The organism is Hymenobacter glaciei, assembly GCF_039539585.1.
In the GTDB taxonomy this organism is placed as follows: domain Bacteria; phylum Bacteroidota; class Bacteroidia; order Cytophagales; family Hymenobacteraceae; genus Hymenobacter; species Hymenobacter glaciei.
In genome coordinates this window covers 1-21,083 of record NZ_BAABDK010000015.1, presented here as the reverse complement: position 1 = coordinate 21,083, position 21,083 = coordinate 1, and the positions used below count along the sequence as shown (strand labels likewise).

The following is a 21,083-nucleotide window of genomic DNA, read 5'->3' as shown; positions in this document are numbered from 1 at the left end:
GTCATGAGGTGATGGAGTAAGTAATCGTTTCGAATTTTCACTTCATCACCTCATTACCCTCACCACCCCAGCAACTATTCACTTCATCACCTCCTACCCTTCCCTCCCGTGCTCCAATCGAAGCTGCCCGATGTGGGCGTTAGCATTTTCACCCAAATGACCCAGCTGGCCCAGGAAACCGGTGCCATCAATCTCGCCCAGGGCTTTCCCGACTACGACCCGCCACAGGCGCTGCTGGCGGCGCTGGCCCGGCACGCCCTCACGCCCGGCCACCACCAGTACGCCCCCATGCCGGGCCTGCCGCGGCTGCGCGAAGCCATTGCCGCCCAGGTTGCGCGCCTGCATTCCGATGCTCCCGCCCCTGACCCAGCCACCGAAGTCACCCTAGCAGCTGGTGCCACCGAGGCCCTATATAGTGTGCTGGCCGCCGTGGTGCGGCCCGGTGATGAGGTGCTGGTGTTTGAGCCGGCTTACGATTTATACGGCCCCGCCATCCGGCTGCAGGGCGGCGTGCCGCGCTACGTGCGCCTGCCCGCCCCGCACTTCCGGCCCGACTGGGATGCGGTGCGCCGGGTGGTGTCGCCCCGCACCCGGCTGGTGCTCATGAACACGCCCCACAACCCCAGCGGCGCCGTTTTCACAGCCGACGACTGGCACGAGCTGGCCCGCCTGCTCGACGGCACCGATGCGCTGGTGCTCAGCGATGAAGTGTATGAGCACTTCGTGTTCGATGGGGCGCCTCGCATGAGTGCCCGCCAGCACCCGGCCCTGCGCGAGCGCAGCTTCGTGCTGTCGTCGTTCGGCAAAACCTACCACGCCACTGGCTGGAAGGTGGGCTACTGCGTGGCCCCGCCGGCCCTCACCGCCGAGCTGCGCCGCGTGCACCAGTTTGTTACCTTCGCCGTGAATACGCCCACCCAGCACGCCCTCGCCGATGCGCTCGAACAGGACCCCACCGATGCCCACGCCCGGGGCCTGGCATCCTTTTACCAAGCCAAGCGCGACGAATTCCGAGCCCTGCTCGATGGCGCGGGCTACGAGCTGCTGCCTGTGCCCGGCGGCTATTTCCAGCTGGCCCGCTACAACGCGCTGTCATCGGCCAGCGACCTCGAATTTGCCCAGTACCTGGCCCGCGAGAAAGGCGTGGCGGTGGTGCCAGTGTCGGCCTTTTACCACGACGGCTTTGATGAGGGCCTGGTCCGCTTTTGCTTCGCCAAGGAAAGCGCCACGCTGCAAGCGGCAGCAACCCGACTGCGCGGGTAGGGAAGTTCGGGATGTTAAGAGAGCCCGTCATGCCGAGCGCAGCCGAGGCATCTCGCGTGCCACCACTAACTTCTATTGATTGGTTTATTAAAGCATGCGAGATGCCTCGGCTGCGCTCGGCATGACGTTCTTTGAACTGCTATCCTTCACCGCGACCATTCATGTCCGACCTCACCGTTTCCTTCGTCCAGACCGCCCTGCATTGGCACGACCCGGCCGCTAACCGCGCCAACTTCGACCAGCTGCTGGCTGGCCTCACGCGGCCCACCGATTTGATTGTGCTGCCCGAGATGTTTACCACCGGCTTCAGCATGGAAGCTGCCGGACAGGCCGAGACCATGCAGGGCGACACCGTGGCCTGGCTGCGCGCCACCGCGGCCCACCGTCAGGCAGTAGTTACGGGTAGCGTTATCATCGAGGAGGAAGGCGGCTACTACAATCGCCTGCTCTGGGTGCGGCCCGACGGCTCGTTGAGCTACTACGACAAGCGCCACCTCTTCACCCTGGCCGGCGAGCAGCACACCTACACGCCTGGCGGCGCCCGACTGGTAGAAGAATGGCGCGGCTGGCGCATCTGCCCATTGGTGTGCTACGATTTGCGCTTTCCCGTCTGGAGCCGCAACCAGGCCGTTGAGCCGTATGACCTCGTGCTCTACGTGGCCAACTGGCCCGCCGTGCGCCGCACCGCCTGGACTACCCTGCTCCGGGCCCGCGCCATCGAAAACGTGGCCTGTGCCCTGGGTGTAAACCGCGTGGGCCGCGACGGCTCCGGCCACGAATACAGCGGCGACTCAGCCCTGCTCGACGCCCAGGGCAACTACTTGGTTGCGGCAGAATCGCAGGACGGCGTATTCACCCACACCCTCAGTCGGTCCGATTTAGATGCTTTCCGTGCCCGCTTCGCCGCGCTGAATGATGGCGACGTGTTCGAGCTGCTGGGGTAACTGGTGTGGTCCGTCATTGCGAGGAGGCACGACGAAGCAAGCCTTCCTCTTAATTCAGCAAGCCCTGAGATGTGACAAGCTTTTTTACGATGCCTTTTTGAAACAGAAAGCTCCGAGGCTTCAATGGTGGCATAGGTTGAAAGTTTGGTCCGAAAATTAAATGGGCGACCGCACTGCCTGTTTAAATCACCGTTTTTGCGAACGTTCCGGTTGCACTCGCCAATAAACGCCTCTTATGTGGTTCTTTCCCCGCGCCTGGAATACCATTGCCCCCCATCGGCTCTTCCTCGTCGACGGCCTGGGGGCCGTGCTCTCGGCCGTCGGCTTGGGCCTGGTGCTGCCGGCCCTGGAACCCGCCGTGGGAGTGCCGGCGCGGGTGCTGCACCTGCTCGCGGTGCTGGCCAGCGGATTAGCCGCGTACTCCTTGCGGTGTTACTGGCGCCCGCCCGCCACGTGGCCGCCTTGGCTAAAGGGCATCGCCTGGGCGAACCTGCTGTACGGCGGCCTGACTGTGGCCCTGCTGCTCGGCCGCGCCCCGAACCTAACGGCCTGGGGCGGGGCGTACTTCGGGCTGGAACTGACGGTGGTTGTGCTCCTGGCGTGCTGGGAGCTGCGCATGGCCGCCCGGCTGGGCAGGTCACGGAACTAACCAGCAGTGGTGGGATAGAATTGCGCCATTCACTCCGCCGTTGAATGGGGTTCCACCCGCTTCGACGAATTACACGCTTAAATGGGATGTCCCCGGCCGGCCAAGCAAGACAAGCCTTGAATAAGATAGTTATAACATCGCCTCTGTTTTCTGGATGGATTCATTGACACAGAGTAAGGCTTAATGGGCAGAATGCTTCACTCACCATAACAGATGCCCCTACTCCACCGCCAAACGCGCCACAGCGGCCGCTCCATCGGCTCCTGCGGCACGCACCAGGTATACGCCGGCGGCCAACCCGCCCAGGTCCAGTTCGTGCCGGCGCTGCAGGGTGCCGCCCGCCCGCACTACACGGCCGGCCAGGTCGAGCACGCTAATGCGGGTGGGCGCGGCAGTTTCGACGGTGGCGCGGGCGCTGGCGGGGTTGGGGTAGATGTTCAGCGCCAAGGCGCGGGCAGCCTCGGCTTTGGTGGCCGTGACGGTGCGGTTGCGCGTGCCGTAGCTGATAACCCCACCGGCCTGGGTGCCCACAAACAACTCGGGGGCGCCGTCGCCATTTACGTCGGCCGCGGCCAGGGCACAATGCGAGTAGAAATCGAGGCCGAGGCGGGTTTCCTCGTACTGGCCGGTAGCCGGGTTATAGAGCACGTCGGTTCGCTCCGAGAACTGGCTGCCCTGGGCGCGGTAGTCGAGAAAAAAGCGCAGCAGGCCGCTGGCATCCACGGTAAGCAGGTCGGGGCGGCCGTCGCCGTCGAAGTCGGCCACGCTAGGGCTCAGGTTGAGCGGTGCGGCCCCGCTGGCATCGCGAATCCGCCCGAAGTCGTTGTTCACCAACACAAAAGCGCTGTCGAGTGGACCGCGCGCGCGGTTGCGGAAGTAGCGCAGGCTTTTGCCAGGCTCGCGGGTTTCGTTGGTGCCAATGAGCAAGTCGACGTAGCCGTCGTTGTCCACATCGGTGAAGCAGGGCATGTCGCCGCTGGCGTAGGGCAAAATGCCCGTGCCCGTAGCGCCCTGCGGCTTAAAATAGCCCATGTTGGCGGCGTTGAACGCCACTGGCTGGCCCGCCGGAGCGGTGTTCAGAATGTAGTGCAGCAGGTTGGTGCCCCGGTCCTGGGCCCCGTAGGCGAGGTCGAGCGCGCCGTCGCGGTTTAAATCAACCAGCACCGGCTTCAGCCCCAGCAAGTTTTGGCTCGACAAGCTCAGGTAGTCGCTGCTCAGCAGTTTGAAGACGGGCCGGGCGCGGGTTCCTACGTTGCGGTAGTAGGCCAGCGTGGCACGGTAAGCAGTGCCCACGCGGTCGGCAAAATTGCCCACCAGCATGTCGGCCAGGCCGTCGCCGTCGATGTCGCCGAAGGTGGGCGCGGCTCCTTCGCTCACGTCAATCATGTCGTTTTGCAGGAAGCCGCCGGCGCTGAGGCTGTAAGTGGGCGCGCCGCTGGCGGCCGAGTTGGTGAAAAGCTGAATCTGGTGGCTCAGGCTCACTTGGTCGGCCGAGTTGTTCACCATGTTGGGCGCTACTACCAGGTCGGGGCGGCCATCGAAATTGGCGTCGAAGGAGTAGCCCACCGGAAACACCGGTACCCGCACCGGTGCGGCCGCCGACGGAAAGCTGGCGCTAATACCCGCCTGCGTAATTACCGGGGCCGTAGTGGTGCCCTGGTTGAGCAGGCGCACCAGCTCGGGGCAGTTGTCGCGGCCGTCGAGCAGGTCCTGGTCGCCGTCGCCGTCGAGGTCGACCAGCAGCAGGCCATGGCCGCCGGTGTGCAGCGGCCGCGACGCCGTGAAGCAGGTTTGCCCGTTGAACGTGTAGCTGGCGCAGTTGCCGCAAGATTGAATGCCCCCCCAGTTATCGGTGGTGAGGGTGAAGGCAAGGGCGCTGCCGCAGGTTCCCGGGCTGTTGTTGATGTACTGCTCGATGAAGCTGGCGCTGATGAAGTCGTACGTCATGATGTCAAGCTTGCCGTCGCCGTTCACATCCTGAATGGCGGGCAGGTTGTAGCCGCCAATAGTCAGGTTGGCCGAGCCCGTAAAGCTGCCGGTGAAGCGAATCTGGTTGGTGGTGAGCTGGAAGCTGGGCCGATTGCCACTCAGCACGTTGCGAAACACCCGGATGTCGCCGCCACTGGTGAAGGTGAACAGGTCGGCTCGGCCGTCGCAGTCGTAGTCGCGCAGCAGCACCCAGTTGCGCAGGTCGCTTGGGAACAGGTTTTCGTACTGCGGAGCATATTGCCAGCGGCGACCATTAGTAGCGTTAGACGCGGCCACGCTCAGGAAAGTGTAGCAGCGGCTGCTTTCGTGGTCGAAGGCGAACAGGTCCTGCTGGCCATCGTTGTTCAGGTCGATGGTGCTGAACTGGGGTGTATTCAGGCCGCCCATCCAGGCGTTGCGTAGCGTATCGGTGCCCTGCACTACCGCTCCAGCGGGGCGGTATTCAAAGCCGAAGGCGGCGCCCGACTGGGCCCGGGCCTGGCCCGTAAACGCCAGCAGCACCAGCAGGAAGAATAGCGAACGAATCATCGACAAGGAACCTGGAAAGGAATGGCAGCAGCAGAACGGTGCGCGGAACAAAAATCACGCCCACCTTTGCAGCAAATTACACCCGGTTTGCCGTTCCAGTTCATGCCCACGCCGCTATACACCCAATACCTGGCCGCCGGTGGCCAGGTCAGCACCGATTCGCGCCAGCCCCAGCCCGGCACCCTGTTCTTCGCCCTGAACGGCCCGAGCTTTCGCGGAGCCGATTTCGCGCCGCAGGCACTGGGCGCCGGAGCCCGCCACGCCGTGGTGGATGACGCGGTGCTGGCCGCCTCCAACCCCATTGCCTACACCTACGCGCCCGACCCACTGGCGGCCCTGCAGGCGCTGGCCCGCGAGCACCGCCGGCAGTTCCACATTCCGGTGCTGGCTGTTACGGGCTCGAATGGCAAAACCACCACCAAAGAGTTACTCATGGCGGTGCTGGCCACGCAGTTTCGGGTGCTGGCGACTATTGGCAACCTCAACAACCACATTGGCGTGCCGCTTACGCTGCTGCGCCTGCGCCAGGGCGAACACGACTTTGCCGTGATTGAGATGGGGGCCAACCACCGGCGCGAAATCGCGGCCTACTGCGAGTGGGCCGAACCCACCCACGGCCTCATCACCAACATCGGCAAGGCGCACCTCGAAGGTTTTGGCGGGGCCGAGGGCGTGGCATTGGGCAAGGGCGAGCTGTTCGATTACCTCACCCGCACCGGCGGCACGGCCTTCGTGAACACCCTGGATGCGCGCCTGCCGTCGCTGGCCGCGCAAGTGCCCACAACCGTCAGCTACCCGCGCCTGATGGATACCTACCCGGCCACGCTGCTCTCGGCCGACCCGGCCGTGGCCCTGCGTCTCGGCGACAACACCGAAGTGGTGGCCCAGCTTACGGGTGACTATAACTTCCCCAACCTGGCCGCCGCTGCGGCTGTGGGCCAGTTTTTCGGTATTTCTACGGCTAATATTGCCGCTGCCCTGGCTGGCTACAACCCCCAGAACAACCGCTCGCAGCTGGTGCGCACCGCTGCTGGCAACGAGCTGGTGCTCGATGCCTACAATGCCAACCCCAGCAGCATGGCCGCCGCGCTGCGCAGCTTTGCGGGCCGCCCCACCGCCGCCGGCCAAACCAAGCTGGTGCTGCTGGGCGACATGTTCGAGCTAGGCCCTGAAAGCGCCGCCGAACACCGCGCCCTGGGCCAGCTGCTCGCGTCGCTGCCGCTGCTGCAGGTATTACTCATCGGCCCTGAAATGGCTGGCGCAGCTGCTCTGGCTCCGGCGTCCCAGCACTTTACCTCTAAAGCCGACACCGCGGAGTGGCTCCGCGCCAACCCCGTGCGCGGCCGGCAGGTATTGGTGAAGGGCAGCCGCGGCATGGCCTTGGAAACGCTGGTTGAGTTGCTGTAGCCAATGGGCGAATGACTTTTGTGGTATTCACCCATTCGCTCATTCACCCATTGATTTTAAAACGGGCTCACGAAACCGCGGAAATTCGGCAGCTCATTGTCCTTGCCCGATACCAGGGGCTGCACCTCGGTGCCCCAGTTGATGTTCAGGTCGGCATCGTCCCAGCGCAGGCCGCCTTCGGTGGCGGGGGCGTAGTAGTCCGAGCATTTGTAGAGGAACACGGTGTTGTCTTCGAGGGCCATGAAGCCGTGGGCAAAGCCGGCCGGGATGTAGAGCATGTTGGCGCTGGCAGCCGTGAGCTCCACCAGTTGGTGCTGGCCGTAGGTAGGCGAAGCTGGCCGCAAATCCACGGCTACGTCGAGGGCGCGGCCCTGGCCTACGCGCACCAGTTTGGCCTGGGCGTGGGGTGGGCATTGGAAATGCAGACCGCGCAATACTCCCTTTTTCGAGTTCGACTGGTTGTCCTGTACCCATTCAATTTCGGCTCCGGCCTGGGCCATGAGGCGGGCGCTGAAAGTTTCGAAGAATACCCCCCGGTCGTCGGCAAATACGCGGGGAACAAACTCAATCAGGCCGGCGATGGGGAATTTCTTTACTTCCATTGGGGCAAAGGTAGAAGGTTGGGTAGGATGGTTTGGCGAGGCTAGGCAGGAATTGGACGGAAAAATTAGGAAGTCACCGTCTGTCATCCTGAGCGAAGCGAAGGACCTTACCAAGCCTGAACGAATTACTGCTAATCGTTCGGCGGTGATAAGGTCCTTCGCTGCGCTCAGGATGACGGAGATGCCCCTACTTCCGCTGCACCGCTGCTACGGCGGCCAGATACTTATTCAGCACCAACTGTTCATCGAATTTGGTTTCGGCCAGGTAGCGGCTGTTCTGGCCCATGCCGCGCAGGTCGGCATCGGAGAGGCGCAGCACTTGCAGCATTTTGGCGGCCAGGTCTTCGCCGCTGCGCACCTGGCAGAGGAAGCCGTTGCGGCCGTCGACCACGGTTTCGCGGCAGCCGGGCACGTCGGTGGTCACCAGAGGCTTGCCCACGGCGGCCGCTTCGAGCAGGGTTTTGGGGGTGCCTTCGCGGTAGCTGGGCAGCACCACGCAGTCGGCGCGATGCAGGTGGGCGGCCACATCGTCGGAGCGGCCCAGGTATTCAATGTCGCCACTTTTCAGCCACTCTTCGAAAGTGGCGCGGGGCACGCCCACGCCGCCGGCCTCGTCGAGTCCGCCCAGCAGCTGGATGCGGGTGCCGGGCACAGCCTGGCGGATGAGTTTGGCGGCTTCGAAGTATTCGACCACGCCTTTTTCGTAGAGCACCCGCGCCACCATCAGGAAGACAAACGGGGTTTGGCGCGCAAACTCGGCGGCCGGCCGAAACCGCTGGGTATCGACGCCGGAGCCGGGCAGCAGGTCGGTGATTTTACGTTTCACCAGGCCGTTGTCGAGAAAGAGCTGCCGGTCGTCGCCGTTCTGGAAAAACACTTTGGCCGGGAAGCGGAAAGCGAAGCGGTAGAGGCCCAGCGCCACCTTGCTCACGAAATTTTTGATGATGAACACCGTGCCCAGCCCGCTCACGTTGTTGATGCTGGGAATGCCCGCGAGGCGGGCCGCAATGCTGCCGTAGATGTTGGGCTTGATGGTGTAGTGGAGCACTACATCGGGCATTTCGCGCTTGTAAATATGATAAAAGCGGCGCGTGAGGGCAGCATCCTTGATGGGATTGGTGCCCTTGTTTTCCATTATAATGGGTACAAAGCGGCAGCCCAACTCCGTTTCGAGGCGTGCAGAATAGTCGTCGGGCGGGGCAATGGCCAGTACTTCGTGGCCGGCAGCCTGCAAGGCCCGCACAAGGCTGGCACGGAAATTCCAGATGTTCCAGCTGGTGTTGATGACAATGGCAACGCGCAAAACGGGAGGCGGTAAAGGGTGAAGCGGTGAGTTCCGGGGCAAAGGTCGGCCTTACGGATTTTAGCAGCATCTGTTTATTCCGACACTCCCTATTTCATCAACTCGCCATTTCAGCAATTACGCCGGTACTTTGTGGGCTCTTTGTGTGTTGTGCTGGCTATGACTCTTCGACTTCCTGCTGTTTTACTGTTCCTATTTTTGCTGCCGCTGTTGGCTCCGGCCACGCCGCCGGAGCTACCGGGCCAGGCTATTTTTCAGAAAAACTGCGTGCGCTGCCACGGGGCCAACGGCAAGCGTGGCCTCAACGGCGCACACGACCTCACCAAGAGCAACCTCAACGAGTTCGGGCGCACGTATCTTGTTACCAACGGCATGGGCAAGATGCCGGCGTTTGGCAAAAAACTCACCCCGGCGCAGGTGCAGCAGGTGGTGGCCTATTCACTTACTTTGAAATAGTTGTCAGTTGTTTGTTGTCGGTTGCTAGAAACTGCGGCAAATAATGGCTGAAAAAATGCGCGGGTCGTTCAGGCAAGAGAACTTACCTGCGCCGCGCCAAGTATCTGATAACTGACAACGAACAACTGACAACAATATTCCCATGGCAAATACCCAATCCGGTGGCCGCAAGCCCGGCAACAGCACCCGCCACGTCGGCGCCGTTGATGGCGTGAAAGGCCGGGCCGGCCGCATTCTACTGAAAGCCACCGACAACGGCACCTATGAAACCGCCAAAGAGCAGGAAACTGCCGTGCTCATCTCGGTGCCCCCGCGTCGGCAGTCCGAAGCCCAAACCACTGAGTACCTCGACGAGCTGGCGTTTCTGATTGAAACCGCCGGCGCCACTGCTACCAAGCGCTTCGTGCAGCGCCTCGAAAAACCCGATATCCGCACTTATGTGGGCGAGGGCAAGCTGGCCGAAATCAAGGCCTATGTGCAGCACGAAGGCACCAGCATGGTTGTATTCGACGACGACCTGTCGCCGTCGCAGCTGCGCAACCTGGAAGCCGAGCTGCTGGTGAAAATCGTCGACCGCTCGCTGCTGATTCTGGACATTTTCGCGTTGCGGGCCAAGTCGGCTACCTCGCGCACGCAGGTCGAACTGGCCCAGTACCAGTACCTCCTTCCCCGCCTCACCGGCCTCTGGACTCACCTGGACAAGCAGCGCGGTGGTGTGGGCATGAAGGGCCCGGGTGAAACGGAAATCGAAACCGACCGACGCATTGTGCGCGACCGCATTGCCTTTCTCAAAGAGAAGCTCGAAGACCTCGACAAGCAGAGCCACACCCAGCGCAAGGCCCGGGGCGGCACCATTCGGGTGGCGCTGGTGGGCTACACCAACGTGGGCAAAAGCACCCTGATGAACGTGCTGGGCAAGGCCGACGTGTTCGCCGAGAACAAGCTGTTTGCTACCGTAGACGCGACCACGCGTAAAGTGGTGCTCGAAAACACGCCGTTTCTGCTCTCCGACACGGTTGGGTTTATTCGGAAGCTGCCCACCAAGCTCATCGAGAGCTTCAAGAGCACGCTCGACGAAATCAGGGAAGCCGACTTGCTGCTGCACGTGGTGGACATTTCGCACCCCAACTTCGAAGAGCAGATTCAGGTGGTGAACGATACGCTGGTCGACATTGGCGCGGCCGACAAGCCCACGCTGCTGGTGTTCAACAAAATTGACCAGTACAAGCAGGACGACGCCGAAATGGACCCATTTGGCGAAGTGTTGGATGCCGAAGACGACGGCACCGCGCCGCGCCCGCCGCTGGCGCAGCTGCAGGCCACCTACATGGCCAAGCTGCACGACCCGGTGGTGTTCGTGTCGGCCCAGGACCGTACCAACCTGGAGGAGCTGCGCGAATTAATTGGCAAACGCGTAGTCGCCCTCAACCAGCAGCGCTACCCCTACCAAACCAACAGCTGGGCCAGCGAGTAAGCTGAGCATTACCGGAGTGTTATCACTTCAGTATTTCCTCGCGAAAAATCCCTCGGAAACAGCTTCCGAGGGATTTTTCGCGTATGGAGCCCAAACAAAGTCTTAATATTCAGGTATGCGGCATCAGGCTATTCTTTTCCGGCTGGTAATCACAACGCTAAGCGTAGCGGGCCTGAGTGCTCCCGCGTGGGCTCAGGTGTATCCGGCGGCTGCGCCTACGGCCCGCGACACGGCCACCAACGGCTCGAACCTGAGCGACAAGCAGCAGTTTGCGAATCCCTCGGTGCTGGGCATGGGGCCAAGCAAGGGCTTGATTGTGCGCTACGAGCGCATGCCCAAGTTCGGCGTGTCGTCGACGGCGCAGGTACAGGGCCTGAGCGACTTCAACACCGATGCCACCAAAAATGCGCGCCTGTCTATCAAGGGGTACATTCCGGCCTGGAACCACCCGCACCTGAAGGTAATAGTGGGGCTGAGCTATGAACGCGAGGAGTTTCAGTTTGCCAAGCTGCCCACCAATTACGAGCTGTTCGATAACATCGAAAACAAAGGTCTGAAAAGCACGGCCGCCCAAATTGCCATCATCCGGCCCGTGGATGCGGTGCACTGGTACCTGGCCCGCGTGAAGGGTGAGCTCAGCGGCGACTACACGTCGAGCCAACTCACGAAGTCGGACTACAGCCGCTTTTCGGCCGAGGCAATTTATGGCTGGAAGCGCAGCCCGAATTTTTCGTGGGGTGTCGGCTTTCAGTATGGCTATACGTTTGGGCGGCTCAGCATTTACCCGGCGGTAGTGTACAACCGCACATTTAACGCGCGCTGGGGCATAGAAGCGCTGGCTCCAGCCCGCGTAACGCTGCGCTACAACGCCAGCCAGAACTCGCTGTTCTATGCCGGCTACACCGTCGACGGCTACAACTATATTGTGAACCTGAGCCGCGCGCCGCTCACCCGCAAGAATGCGGACGGTTCGCCCGACCTCAGCAAAGCCACTCTCAGCACTCTGGAGCTGCGCGAAACCGAAGTCAAATTTCGCCTCCGCTGGGAGCGCGAGCTGCTGAGCTTCCTGTGGATGGGCGCCGAGGCCGGCTACCGCTACAACTACGCCTTCGATGCCTTCGACCGCACGAATAACGACCGCGAAAAAATCATCGACTCACAGTTCAACGGGGCACCGTATGCGAGCCTGGAGCTGTTCATCACCCCGCCACGCAAGCTGCTGGAGAAAGCGGGGGTGCGGCGGTAGGCGCACCGGGCATCAACGCAAAAAGCCCCGGAGAAGCGGCCCGTTCGTGTTATCGAACTGAGCCGCCTCTGCGGGGCTTTTTGCGTTGTAGGGGCGGGTTGCTCCGCCCCTACTCGCGGTTAGAGGCCGAAGTTATACACCGCCTTCAGGTACATAAAAGCACCATTGAAACCCATTTGCACGGGGGCGTAAGCGTACACGTCGCGGTTGGTGGGGAAGGGCGATGGAAAGCCGTAGCGGTTTTGGAAGAACTTCTCGAACTCGCTACGGCTGGCAAAACCGCCGGGGGCCACGCCATTAGAAGCTGCTTCGTCGATGGTGTTGGGCTTCACGTTGAACAGGTTTTGCGCGCCCACGGTCAGCGTCAGGGCTTTGGCAGGCTGGTAGCTCACGAGCAAGTCGGTGACGGCGCGGGGCTTAAACACCAGCAGGTAGCCGCCGAAGTCGTACACGGCCGGGTCGGGGGCCACGTCGTAGTAGCTCACTTCGCCGAAGTACGTGTTGCGCAGTCCCACGCCGAACTTACCGATGTTGTAGTTCACGCCAAGCAGGATTTTGCTGGCCGGGTTGCCGGTTTCGATAAGCGAAAGCTGGCGCGGGTCGATGTAGTTGGTGGTGGGGTTGTCGTCGGTTTGCAGGCTGCTGAAGTTGGCCGGCACGTTCTGGGCAAGGGTACGGGTGCGGTTGAAGTTGCCCGCCGCCGTTACCAGCAGTTGGCCCTTGCCGAGGGCGTGGCGGTAGTTGGCCACCACGTCGATGCCCTGCGTGCGAGTGTCCAGGTCATTGGTGAAGAACTGCGCCTGGCTTACGCGGTTGTTGGCCAGCACCTGCGTGAACTGGGGACTGATACCGAACCCTGGGCGCAACAGGCCCGACAGCGTGATTCGGTTGTCGATGTCAATCATATACGCATCGGCCGTAAGCGAGAAAGCTGGCGTGGGCGTAAGCACTAGGCCCGCGCTGAAGCTGCGCGACCTTTCAGGCGTCAGGGTGGGCACCTGGGCCTTTTGCGTTAGCTCGTCCTGGTTGTTGAAAATGCCGGCGTACACTACCCCATTCACGCCCGGTCGCTGCGTAATCTGGCGATACAGCACCTGCTGCAGCGACGGGGCCCGGAAACCGGTGTTAAAAGCCCCTCGCACGGCCAGGAAATCCGTCACCCTCACCCGCGTGGTGGCCTTATAAATAAATGCCGAGCCGAACGTGGAGTAGTTCTCGTAGCGTAGCGCGCCGCTCACGCTCCAGCGCTTGGTTACGTCCGCTTCCACGTCGAGAAAGGCGCCCACGTTGGTGCGGCTGCCCACTACGGCCGAGGCCTCCCCAAAACCGCTGAAGCCCTGCGCGCCCTGCTGGGCCAGCGAGTTGTTGTCGTACTCGGCTTCGGCGCGCTCGTCGCCGCGCATAATTTCGTAGCGGTCGGCCCGGAACTCGCCGCCGAAGGCCACGTTGGTGCCGGCCAGCACCTTATCGAAAAAGCGGTTGGCGGTGGCATTGGTCACGTTTTGCAGGAACTGGAAACCACCGGCGTTATCAAATACCGTGGGCGACTCTGCCCCCAGCGAGGCGTTCACCGTGTTGGCCAGGTCGTAGTTCATCCGGTTGTAGCCAGTGGTATTGCTTAGGTCCAGCGTCCAATGGTTGGGGCCGCTGCGGCCCAGCACCACGCCCACCGTTCCGGCGCCGTCGTGGATGCGGGTGTTTACCTGCGGCTGGTAGCCGTACGGGAACAGTTCTTTCACCACCTCGTTGGGCTGCGTGGAGGGCAGCACCCACGGCGTATTGGCTTGCCCCCGGCGGAAGTTGTAGCTGCCAAAAGCGTATAACGCCAGCGCGTCGGACGCTTCCACGCGGCCATTGAACAAGCCGCGTACGTTGCGCACCCGGGCATCGCCGTTGTTCTGCTCGAAGTCGCTATAGGTTCGGCCAGCGGCAGTCAGGGCAGCTTGCTCGGCGGCGGGGTTGTGGGCCACAAACACGGGGCTCACCTGGGGGTCGCGCGAGTAGGCCCGGGTGGTATGGTCGCGGTAGTCGGCATCGGCGGTCAGGTTCAGGAAACCCTTCGCGCCCAGCCGAAAGCCTTTATTCACCCCTAGCAGGGTGGCCAGGCCGTCACCTTCCGACGTCAGACCCGAGCTGAGGAGTACGCTGCCGCCGTGGTTGTCACTTTTCAGGTTGATGTTCATTACGCCGGCAATGGCGTCGGAACCGTACTGGGCCGCGGCCCCATCGCGCAGCACTTCCACCCGCTCCACTCCCAGGCTCGACAAGGTGTTCAGGTCGGTACCAACACTGCCCACGCCGCGGTTGCTTAGCAGGTTTACCAGAGCGGTGGTGTGCCGACGCTTGCCGTTCACGAGCACCAGCATTTGGTCGGTACCCAAGCCACGCAGGCTGGCGGGGTCCACGTGGTCGGAGCCACCGGCGCCCGTCTGACGCGTCGAGTTGAAGGCCGGCACGGTGTATTGCAGCAGCTGCGTCAGGTCGGTTTGAGGCACTGTTTTCACCAGCTCGCTCATTTCCACCACGTCAACCGGCACTGCCGATTGCAGGGCGGTACGGTCGTCGCGGCGGGTACCTACGGCCACCGTTTCAGGGTTCAGCTTCAGGGTAAGAACTGTGGCCTCGCCAGCCTTCAGAAACACGTTGGTGATGTTCTGCACCCGGAACCCGGGCTGCTGCACTTGCACAACGTACGGCCCGCCCGGGGCCAGACCGGCCAGGTCAAATGCGCCAGACTGGTTAGCAGTCACTGAGCGCCGCAGGCTGGTAGAAAGCGAGATAATGGATATCACCGTGTTTGGCTGTACCTCGCCCTGAACAGAGGTTACCACCCCGGTCAGACTGGATGCAGCAGCTGGTAGTGCATTATCGGTGGTAGTAGTAAGCGCCTGGGACCGGGCAGTTGTGGGCAGCAGCGCTGAACTCAAAAAAAGGCCCAACACAGAGCAGCGCGTAGTAAAAGTATTCATGTAAATGGAAGAGAGGGGAGAAAATATAAGAGGCAAAAAAAATTAAGAGAATTCAGGTTTGGACTAGGCAATTTGCTAAACAAGGATTTTCAGGAAGCTTGAATAATCTAATTGCTACCTAAAAAACAACATCTTATCGGATAGTTACTGTTCAGACAAACGGTGTTTTAAGTTCCACAATACAGCGTGTTTTTGTCCCAAATTGGGATTAGTGGGTATTTTATTGTCCAGCTTTTGGAAAATAATTGCTGCATTCTGAGCTCAAACGGCAAACCTTTTCCTTTTGTTTAAGTTAAAGGCACAATAAATTAAACAAGGTTTCCATTTTAGTTTTTTTCCAAATCATGAAAAAGTCCTACATCATTCTTCTAGCATCTGCCCTTGCCCTTTCCACGGCTGCCTGCAGCAAAAAAGACGACCCCAGCACTACTACCTCGGCTGAAAGCACTAACCTTTCCGCGACCATTACTGGCACTCAGCAGGTGCCCGCCAACAGCTCGACTGCTACCGGCACTTTTGTGGGGGTATACACTGCCAGCACGAAACAGCTTAACTATTCGGTTGCCTTTCAGGGCCTAACACCGACCCTGGCCCACATTCACGTTGGCGCGCCGGGCACAAAGGGGGCCGTAGCCATTCCATTTTCGTCGTTGGCCTCGCCCATCATGGGCACCGTAACGCTCACGGCTGAACAAGCCGACAAGCTGCTCACCAATAACATGTATGTGAACATCCACTCGTCGGCCTACCCGGACGGTGAGGTTCGCGGCGACATTAAGAAGCAATAGTTCTTGTTGGCCCGTACTGGCCACCAAAAAAGGCCCGCTACAACTGTAGCGGGCCTTTTTTTTGTGCTTAAACTTCCTTGACCAGCCTACTTCTTGGCTAGGCGGCGCTTCAGGCCTTTTAGCCACGCGTAGGTTGCTTCCTGCGCCTGCAAGCGCTTCTCCCCTTCCGCGGCGGGGATGAAGGCGTTTTCGAAATCGCGGGCTTTCACATTGTCGTGGCGCTGGAAGTCGAGGAGCTGGCGGACTTCGGCGCGCAGGGTTTCGTCGAGGATGGGGAAGGCGACTTCGACGCGGCGGTCGAGGTTGCGGGTCATCCAGTCGGCGGAGGAGACGTAAACTTTTTCCGCGCCGCCGTGGGCGAAGACGTAGACGCGGCTGTGTTCGAGGAAACGGTCGACGAGGCCGCGCTGCTGGATGTTCTCGCTGAGGCCGGCCTGGCCGGGCACGAGGCGGCCGATGCCGCGCACGATGAGCTCGACGCGCACGCCAGCGTGGCTGGCTTCGTAGAGTTTGGCAATCATGGCCTCGTCTTCGACGGCGTTTACTTTGAGGATGATGTAGGCGTCGTGGCCTTTTTTGGCCTGCTTGATTTCGTAGTCGATGAGGGCGTTGAGGCCGGGGCGCAGGCCGAAGGGGGCGACGAGCAGCTGGTGCAGCTCGGGCGCAGTGGACTGGTCGCGCAGGTAGTCGAATACCAGGGTGGCTTCGCGGGTCAGGCGCTCATCGGCGGTGAAGAGGCCGTGGTCGGTGTAAAGGTCGGCGGTGCTTTCGTTGAAGTTGCCGGTGCTGAAGTAGGCGTAGCGGCGGGTGGTTTCGTCGGGCTCGCGGCGGGTGATGAGCAGGAGCTTGCTGTGGACTTTGAGCTCGGGCGGGGTGAGGACGACGTTGGCGCCGGCGCGCTTCAGCTTATCGGCCCAGAAGAGGTTGGACTCCTCATCGAAGCGGGCTTTGAGCTCGACCACGGCGGTGACCTGCTTGCCGTTTTTGGCGGCTTTGAGCAGGGCTTTCACCACTTCGCTTTTGTTGGCCACGCGGTAGAGGGTGATGCTGATGGCGGACACGCGCGGGTCGGTGGCGGCTTCGCGCAGGAGGCGCGTGACGTAGTCGAACGACTGGTAGGGCGGGTGCAGCAGGTGGTCGCGCTGGCCAATGGCAGCGAGCAGGCTGCCGGTGCGCGGCAGGCTGGGGTGCGGCAGGGCGGGCCGGGGCGGGTAGTGGAAATCGGCCTCGCCGAAGTCGGGGAAGCCGAAGAAGTCGCGGAAGTTGTGGTAGCGACTGCCTTCAACTAAGGCCTCGTCGGTGATGCCGGTTTTCTGTTTGAGGGCGCGCAGGGACTCGGCTGGCATGGTGGGGTCGTAGAGCAGGCGGGCGGGGAAGCCGGTGGCGCGCTTGGCGAGGCTGCTGCGGATTTTCTCCATCAGGTCGCCTGACACTTCTTCTTCGATGTCCAATTCGGCATCGCGGGAGAGCTTCACGGCACTCACGGCGATGTGCTGGTAGGTGGGGAAAAGCTCGGCCGCGCCCACGCGGATGACGTCGTCGAGGAAGAGGACGTAGCGTTCGTCGCCGTGGTCGGGCAGGCGCACGAAGCGGCCGCCGTGGCGCTTGGTGGGCAGCTCCATGATGAGCACGCGCTCGGCTTCGGCCTTCTTGCTCTTGGCCACGGGCTGGCTGAGGAAGAAGGTGAGGTAAACGGTCTGGTCCTTGAGGAAGAGGTGGTGCAGGGTATCGTCGAGCACGACGGGCGAGAGCAGGTCGCGCACGTGGTCGCGGAAGTATTTGGCGGTCCACTCGCGCTGCTGGTCGGTGAGCTCGGACTCGCTGAGCAGGTGGATGTGGCGCTCGTTGAGGGCGGGCAGGAGCTGCTCGCGGAAAGTGGCGCCGAATTCCTGCTGCTGGCGGCCCACTTCGGCTAGTACTTCCTTGAGCACGTGCTTGGGGCTTTCGCTGAGCTTGGCGCGGGTTTTCTTTTTCAGCTTGGCGAGGCGGCGCAGGGTGGCCACGCGCACCTTGAAAAACTCGTCGAGGTTGCTGCTGAAGATGGCCAGGAACTTGAGCCGCTCGAGCAGCGGCACGGCGGGGCTTTGGGCTTCCTGCAGCACGCGGGCGTTGAAGCGGAGCCAGCTCAGGTCTCGGGAAAGGGTTTTCAAATTGGGGGCAGGGTTGAGTTTCGGCGTTTTACGCTGAATGGGAAACGCGGGCTGATTGCGGAGGTTATTTTTTGGTGAGGGCTTTCGCAGTCGAACGATGTAGGGGCGGGGCTTGCCCCCGCCCGTCGTTGAACGGAATCGTTAAAACGGTGCGAACGACCGGGCGGGGGCAAGCCCCGCCCCTACTTCGTGGTGAAATTTACTTCGACGTCTTTCAGCGGGTGGCCGTCGAGGGAGCGGAAGCCACCACCACGCACGGTGAAGCTGTAGTGATGGTTGGGTTTCAGGCTGACTTTGTAGGTGTAGGACAGCTTGTCGGCGGCCCAGCCGACGCGGCCGACGAGAGGAAACTCGTCCTGGCCGCCGGGGCCGTAGTTGGTGTAGATGGGCGTGTCCATGGGGGTGGAAAAGGTGATGCGCAGCTCGGTGGTGGCGGGGTCGACGAGAGCATTGGGAGAAGGCACAATGCTGGTGACGTGGGGCTGGTTGGCTTCGTAGGTGCGCAGGAGCTGGGCTTTGTCGAGCGGCTCGGGGTAGTAGCGGGTTTTGGCGAGGAAGGCTTCGACGGCGGCTTCGTTGGTGAAATCCACCTCAATCATTTCCTTGATGGCCTGGGCCTTGTTTTTGGCTTGGCGGTAGTAAGTTTTGCAGATGGTGTGCCCATGTAGTAGCCCAGGTCGGGTACGTGCCAGGGGTCGGGCGACTGCTGGTCGTAGAGCCAGACGGCGTAGTCGGGGTAGAACATTTCGACCTTGAATTTGGCTTTGAGCGCGGGCTCATGCCGGGGGCCGTAGGCCATGTAGGGGAAGGACGGGCGCTGGCCGGTAACGAGCTCGGCCACGAAGTCGGCCACGCCTTCGTAGAGGGCCTGGGCCAGGAGGGTTTCGCCGGGGCCCTTTTCTTGGGTGTGCACGTACTCGTGTACGTTGAGGAGCACGCTGTGCTCGGCGGAGTTCCGGCTGTAGGCGCGGGCCAGAAAAGATTTTTCGGCGGGCGTGAACTCCGAAATATCGGTTTCGGGGCCGCCGGTGGCTATTTCGGCTCCGATGAGCACGAGGCTGTCCTGGGTGGTGCCACCCGAGCGCAGGGCCCCGATGGTGAAGTAGATGGCGGCCGGGCGCAGGGCAGGGTACAGCTTTTTGAACTTGCGGAGGTAGGGTTCGAGGCCGCGCGCGCCGGTTTTGGCGAGCTGGGTGCTGGGCCGGATGGACTGCCAGAACCGGGGGTGCCGCCGGATGCTGCTCACCCACTCCCCTGCCGTGTAGCCTTTCACGGCCATGAAGGCGCGGAGGCCGGACGTGCCCTTGCCGATGTAGAGGCGGTTGAGGTACTGCAGCTGCTTCAGGCTGTCGGGGGTGGTGCGGATGCTGTCGTAGGCCACCCAGAAGTTGTCGATGTCGGAGAAGTAGACCCGGGGTTTGGTGCTTTGCGCCCGGGCGGTGGCAAGGTTAAATAAGCACAGCAGAAGCAGGCAGGCGCTTTTTTTGCAGGACATGGCAGGCAGTAGGGATGGAAAGGGAAAAGGTTGGTTAAAAGTAGGTAGCGCGCCGTCGATGAAGGATTGGCCCGGTTCCTACGGCAGCAAGGGCGGTGACCGGGGCTGGGGAAGCGGGGGCTAATAGGTGTTTGGGCCGGCGGAATCGGGTTTAAAGGCCGACGAATGCGGTTTTGCGGCAGCGCAATGCTGTTTTAGGGAATCGCAATGCCGTTTTGGCTAATAGCAATGCGGTTTTAGTGAGGTCGAATGCCGTTTTGGGGCATCGCAATGGCGTTTTGGTGGGTAGCAATGCGGTTTTGGCTTGCTCGAATGCCGTTTTGAGAGGGTGGAATCGGGTTTTGCCTTGCTCGAAGGGTGTTTTGGGTTGCTCGAATGCGGTTTCAGGTTGCGCAATACGGTTTTGGCTTGCTCGAATGCGGTTTCGGCTGGCGCAGTGTTGTTTCAGGTTGCGTAATAGCGTTTCAGCGGGAGGAATGGCGTATTGGCCTGCGAAGCTATATAGCTGCGCTAACCTGGAAAATGGTCTACATTAGCTGCCGGAAGCCCAAGGGCTTACGACGCCGGATGGAGCGTCTCCATTCTCTACTTATCTACCCTATTTAGATGAATCAGTTCAAAGAAGACCAGTTGGTGATGTGCGGGCGCGTAGTGCCCTTCCTCGCCGAAAACGAGGCCGCCGTAGCGGCCAGCCCCATGGCCGCCGAGCAGGCCGCCGACGTGACGACCCTCTACGAGCAGGTAGCCGGGGCGCGGGGCGGCACTGCCACCCGCACCAAAAAGCTGACCGAGGCCGCCAAAATCGCCCAGAAGCAGCTGCTCGACCTGCTGCCGGCCCTGCTCGGTCCGCTGAGCCGCGTGGCCACCCGCCTGGGCGATACGGACCTGCAAGCGGCCGTGACGCTGGGCGGCCGGCAGCTGCGGAAGCTGCGGCCGCTGGCCTTCATCGGGGTGGTGGGCGCGGTGTTTCAACGCGCGGCCCGCGCCGACGTGGCGGCGGAGCTGGCCAAGCAGGGCCTCACGCCCAAGGCGCTGGCCCCGCTGGCGCAGGCGCTGGACGATTTCCGCTCGGCCCAGCCGGCCACCCGCAAAAGCATCGATGAGAAGGTGCTCTCGGGTGCGGCCCTGGAAGACCTGCTGGACGACCTGATGGACGAGGTGCGCACCCTCGACGAGGACATGAAAGCCTTCAAGCTGCTAGACAGGCCGCTGTACGACGGCTACCAGCAGATGCGCAAGATTATCAGCTCGGGCGGCGGGAGCAGCGCGGGGAAGGCGGGGAAACAGCCTGTAGCACCAGAGGCTTAAGATTCGCTTAGTTTTGCCGCCCGCTTCCGGTTGGGAGCGGGCGGCTTTTTGTTTGCGGGGCTTACTATTTAGCAGCTGAGCTATGGATAAAATTTTATCAGAATGGGTTGGGCCCTTTTATTCAGGAATACTGCACACTAACTATGTCAGGTTGTTGCAAGGTGATGCAAGAGAGGAATTCAATCGAAGCGTTTTGCAAGCATTAGTGACAATCGACGAAAGGATTGTTCAACAGCTATTCGCTCCATTGAATTTGCAGGAGGACCCGCATAAATCATTGGGGTGGAAAATGAAAATAACGGGTAGTTGGTTCAGTGGTTTAAAAGGATGGCAGCAGTTTGGCACAACCATCGGCGAACTGCTGATAGCAAGTGAAACTTGGTATGCTGGTCAGGGGCACTGCTTTGCACTAGCATGTTTCGCTACGGAAGAAAGTGCGGCTTATTTAACTGATGTTACGCAGCCAGTTTGGTCAAAGTGTAGTGCATGGCTTTGAGTCCGCGCAAATAAAG

The 21,083-nt window shown here is 61.4% G+C and carries 17 protein-coding genes; 10 read left to right on the top strand and 7 right to left on the bottom strand.

Annotated features, from left to right (window positions below; all coding sequences use genetic code 11):
• The first annotated feature begins 108 nt into the window (after nt 1-108).
• From ABD837_RS08710 to ABD837_RS08700, 3 genes are all read left to right on the top strand, one after another.
• Nucleotides 109-1,263: a methionine aminotransferase gene (locus ABD837_RS08710; RefSeq protein WP_345052989.1), complete on the top strand. Its 1,155-nt coding sequence runs from the start codon at nt 109-111 to the stop codon at nt 1,261-1,263.
• A 161-nt stretch (nt 1,264-1,424) separates the two neighbouring features.
• Nucleotides 1,425-2,207: an amidohydrolase gene (locus ABD837_RS08705; RefSeq protein ID WP_345052987.1), complete on the top strand. Its 783-nt coding sequence runs from the start codon at nt 1,425-1,427 to the stop codon at nt 2,205-2,207.
• 235 nt (nt 2,208-2,442) lie between these two features.
• On the top strand, nt 2,443-2,856 hold the full coding sequence (locus tag ABD837_RS08700) for a hypothetical protein (protein ID WP_345052984.1): 414 nt from the start codon (nt 2,443-2,445) through the stop codon (nt 2,854-2,856).
• 219 nt (nt 2,857-3,075) lie between these two features.
• Here the strand turns inward: ABD837_RS08700 and ABD837_RS08695 are convergent, their stop codons facing one another.
• A complete protein-coding gene (locus tag ABD837_RS08695) occupies nt 3,076-5,373 on the bottom strand; it encodes an FG-GAP-like repeat-containing protein (protein WP_345052982.1) in 2,298 nt (765 codons plus the stop codon).
• 102 nt (nt 5,374-5,475) lie between these two features.
• Here ABD837_RS08695 and ABD837_RS08690 point away from each other — a divergent pair, with 102 nt between their 5' ends.
• Nucleotides 5,476-6,780, top strand: coding sequence for a UDP-N-acetylmuramoyl-tripeptide--D-alanyl-D-alanine ligase (locus ABD837_RS08690; protein ID WP_345052979.1), 1,305 nt, complete (start codon nt 5,476-5,478; stop codon nt 6,778-6,780).
• Nucleotides 6,781-6,836: 56 nt separating this feature from the next.
• Here the strand turns inward: ABD837_RS08690 and rfbC are convergent, their stop codons facing one another.
• A complete protein-coding gene (gene rfbC, locus ABD837_RS08685; protein WP_345052977.1) occupies nt 6,837-7,382 on the bottom strand; it encodes a dTDP-4-dehydrorhamnose 3,5-epimerase in 546 nt (181 codons plus the stop codon).
• A gap of 187 nt (nt 7,383-7,569) precedes the next feature.
• Entirely contained in the window at nt 7,570-8,685 is a 1,116-nt protein-coding gene (locus ABD837_RS08680) for a glycosyltransferase family 4 protein (RefSeq protein WP_345052974.1), read from the bottom strand.
• A gap of 159 nt (nt 8,686-8,844) precedes the next feature.
• On the opposite strand from ABD837_RS08680, the gene ABD837_RS08675 reads away from it, so the two are divergent.
• The 3 genes from ABD837_RS08675 to ABD837_RS08665 all read left to right on the top strand — a co-directional run bounded on the left by ABD837_RS08675 (nt 8,845) and on the right by ABD837_RS08665 (nt 11,861).
• Nucleotides 8,845-9,141: a c-type cytochrome gene (locus ABD837_RS08675; RefSeq protein ID WP_345052972.1), complete on the top strand. Its 297-nt coding sequence runs from the start codon at nt 8,845-8,847 to the stop codon at nt 9,139-9,141.
• A gap of 142 nt (nt 9,142-9,283) precedes the next feature.
• The gene (gene hflX, locus ABD837_RS08670; protein WP_345052970.1) at nt 9,284-10,615 is read left to right on the top strand and encodes a GTPase HflX; all 1,332 of its coding nucleotides are present in this window, start codon (nt 9,284-9,286) and stop codon (nt 10,613-10,615) included.
• Nucleotides 10,616-10,730: 115 nt separating this feature from the next.
• On the top strand, nt 10,731-11,861 hold the full coding sequence (locus tag ABD837_RS08665; protein ID WP_345052967.1) for a DUF6268 family outer membrane beta-barrel protein: 1,131 nt from the start codon (nt 10,731-10,733) through the stop codon (nt 11,859-11,861).
• 119 nt (nt 11,862-11,980) lie between these two features.
• Here the strand turns inward: ABD837_RS08665 and ABD837_RS08660 are convergent, their stop codons facing one another.
• Nucleotides 11,981-14,830, bottom strand: coding sequence for a TonB-dependent receptor (locus tag ABD837_RS08660; RefSeq protein WP_345052965.1), 2,850 nt, complete (start codon nt 14,828-14,830; stop codon nt 11,981-11,983).
• A 344-nt stretch (nt 14,831-15,174) separates the two neighbouring features.
• Between ABD837_RS08660 and ABD837_RS08655 the strand changes: the two genes are divergently transcribed.
• On the top strand, nt 15,175-15,618 hold the full coding sequence (locus ABD837_RS08655) for a CHRD domain-containing protein (RefSeq protein WP_345052963.1): 444 nt from the start codon (nt 15,175-15,177) through the stop codon (nt 15,616-15,618).
• Nucleotides 15,619-15,704: 86 nt separating this feature from the next.
• Here ABD837_RS08655 and ppk1 read toward each other — a convergent pair whose 3' ends face one another.
• The 3 genes from ppk1 to ABD837_RS08640 form a co-directional block, all read right to left on the bottom strand.
• Complete coding sequence (gene ppk1 / locus ABD837_RS08650; RefSeq protein ID WP_345052960.1) at nt 15,705-17,768, bottom strand: polyphosphate kinase 1; 2,064 nt, start codon at nt 17,766-17,768, stop codon at nt 15,705-15,707.
• A gap of 182 nt (nt 17,769-17,950) precedes the next feature.
• Nucleotides 17,951-18,367 carry an Ig-like domain-containing domain gene (locus ABD837_RS08645; protein ID WP_345052958.1) on the bottom strand — a complete coding sequence of 139 codons (417 nt, stop codon included), beginning with the start codon at nt 18,365-18,367 and terminating at the stop codon, nt 17,951-17,953.
• Entirely contained in the window at nt 18,364-19,263 is a 900-nt protein-coding gene (locus ABD837_RS08640; protein ID WP_345052955.1) for a hypothetical protein, read from the bottom strand. Before ABD837_RS08640 ends, ABD837_RS08645 begins: the two co-directional genes overlap by 4 nt.
• Nucleotides 19,264-19,869: 606 nt before the next feature.
• On the opposite strand from ABD837_RS08640, the gene ABD837_RS08635 reads away from it, so the two are divergent.
• Nucleotides 19,870-20,571 (top strand): hypothetical protein, encoded by a 702-nt coding sequence (locus tag ABD837_RS08635; protein ID WP_345052953.1) that lies wholly within the window; start codon nt 19,870-19,872, stop codon nt 20,569-20,571.
• 82 nt (nt 20,572-20,653) lie between these two features.
• The gene (locus ABD837_RS08630; RefSeq protein ID WP_345052950.1) at nt 20,654-21,067 is read left to right on the top strand and encodes a DUF6000 family protein; all 414 of its coding nucleotides are present in this window, start codon (nt 20,654-20,656) and stop codon (nt 21,065-21,067) included.
• Nucleotides 21,068-21,083: the final 16 nt, after the last annotated feature.

What these genes read in the sequence shown, in the direction of transcription:
- ABD837_RS08705 (WP_345052987.1), top strand. Translation starts at nt 1,425, where the DNA reads ATGTCCGACCTCACCGTTTCCTTCGTCCAGACCGCCCTGCATTGGCAC.
- ABD837_RS08700 (WP_345052984.1), top strand. Translation starts at nt 2,443, where the DNA reads ATGTGGTTCTTTCCCCGCGCCTGGAATACCATTGCCCCCCATCGGCTC.
- ABD837_RS08695 (WP_345052982.1), bottom strand. Translation starts at nt 5,373, where the DNA reads ATGATTCGTTCGCTATTCTTCCTGCTGGTGCTGCTGGCGTTTACGGGC.
- ABD837_RS08690 (WP_345052979.1), top strand. Translation starts at nt 5,476, where the DNA reads ATGCCCACGCCGCTATACACCCAATACCTGGCCGCCGGTGGCCAGGTC.
- rfbC (WP_345052977.1), bottom strand. Translation starts at nt 7,382, where the DNA reads ATGGAAGTAAAGAAATTCCCCATCGCCGGCCTGATTGAGTTTGTTCCC.
- ABD837_RS08675 (WP_345052972.1), top strand. Translation starts at nt 8,845, where the DNA reads ATGACTCTTCGACTTCCTGCTGTTTTACTGTTCCTATTTTTGCTGCCG.
- hflX (WP_345052970.1), top strand. Translation starts at nt 9,284, where the DNA reads ATGGCAAATACCCAATCCGGTGGCCGCAAGCCCGGCAACAGCACCCGC.
- ABD837_RS08665 (WP_345052967.1), top strand. Translation starts at nt 10,731, where the DNA reads ATGCGGCATCAGGCTATTCTTTTCCGGCTGGTAATCACAACGCTAAGC.
- ABD837_RS08660 (WP_345052965.1), bottom strand. Translation starts at nt 14,830, where the DNA reads ATGAATACTTTTACTACGCGCTGCTCTGTGTTGGGCCTTTTTTTGAGT.
- ABD837_RS08655 (WP_345052963.1), top strand. Translation starts at nt 15,175, where the DNA reads ATGAAAAAGTCCTACATCATTCTTCTAGCATCTGCCCTTGCCCTTTCC.
- ABD837_RS08645 (WP_345052958.1), bottom strand. Translation starts at nt 18,367, where the DNA reads ATGATTGAGGTGGATTTCACCAACGAAGCCGCCGTCGAAGCCTTCCTC.
- ABD837_RS08640 (WP_345052955.1), bottom strand. Translation starts at nt 19,263, where the DNA reads ATGTCCTGCAAAAAAAGCGCCTGCCTGCTTCTGCTGTGCTTATTTAAC.
- ABD837_RS08635 (WP_345052953.1), top strand. Translation starts at nt 19,870, where the DNA reads ATGAATCAGTTCAAAGAAGACCAGTTGGTGATGTGCGGGCGCGTAGTG.
- ABD837_RS08630 (WP_345052950.1), top strand. Translation starts at nt 20,654, where the DNA reads ATGGATAAAATTTTATCAGAATGGGTTGGGCCCTTTTATTCAGGAATA.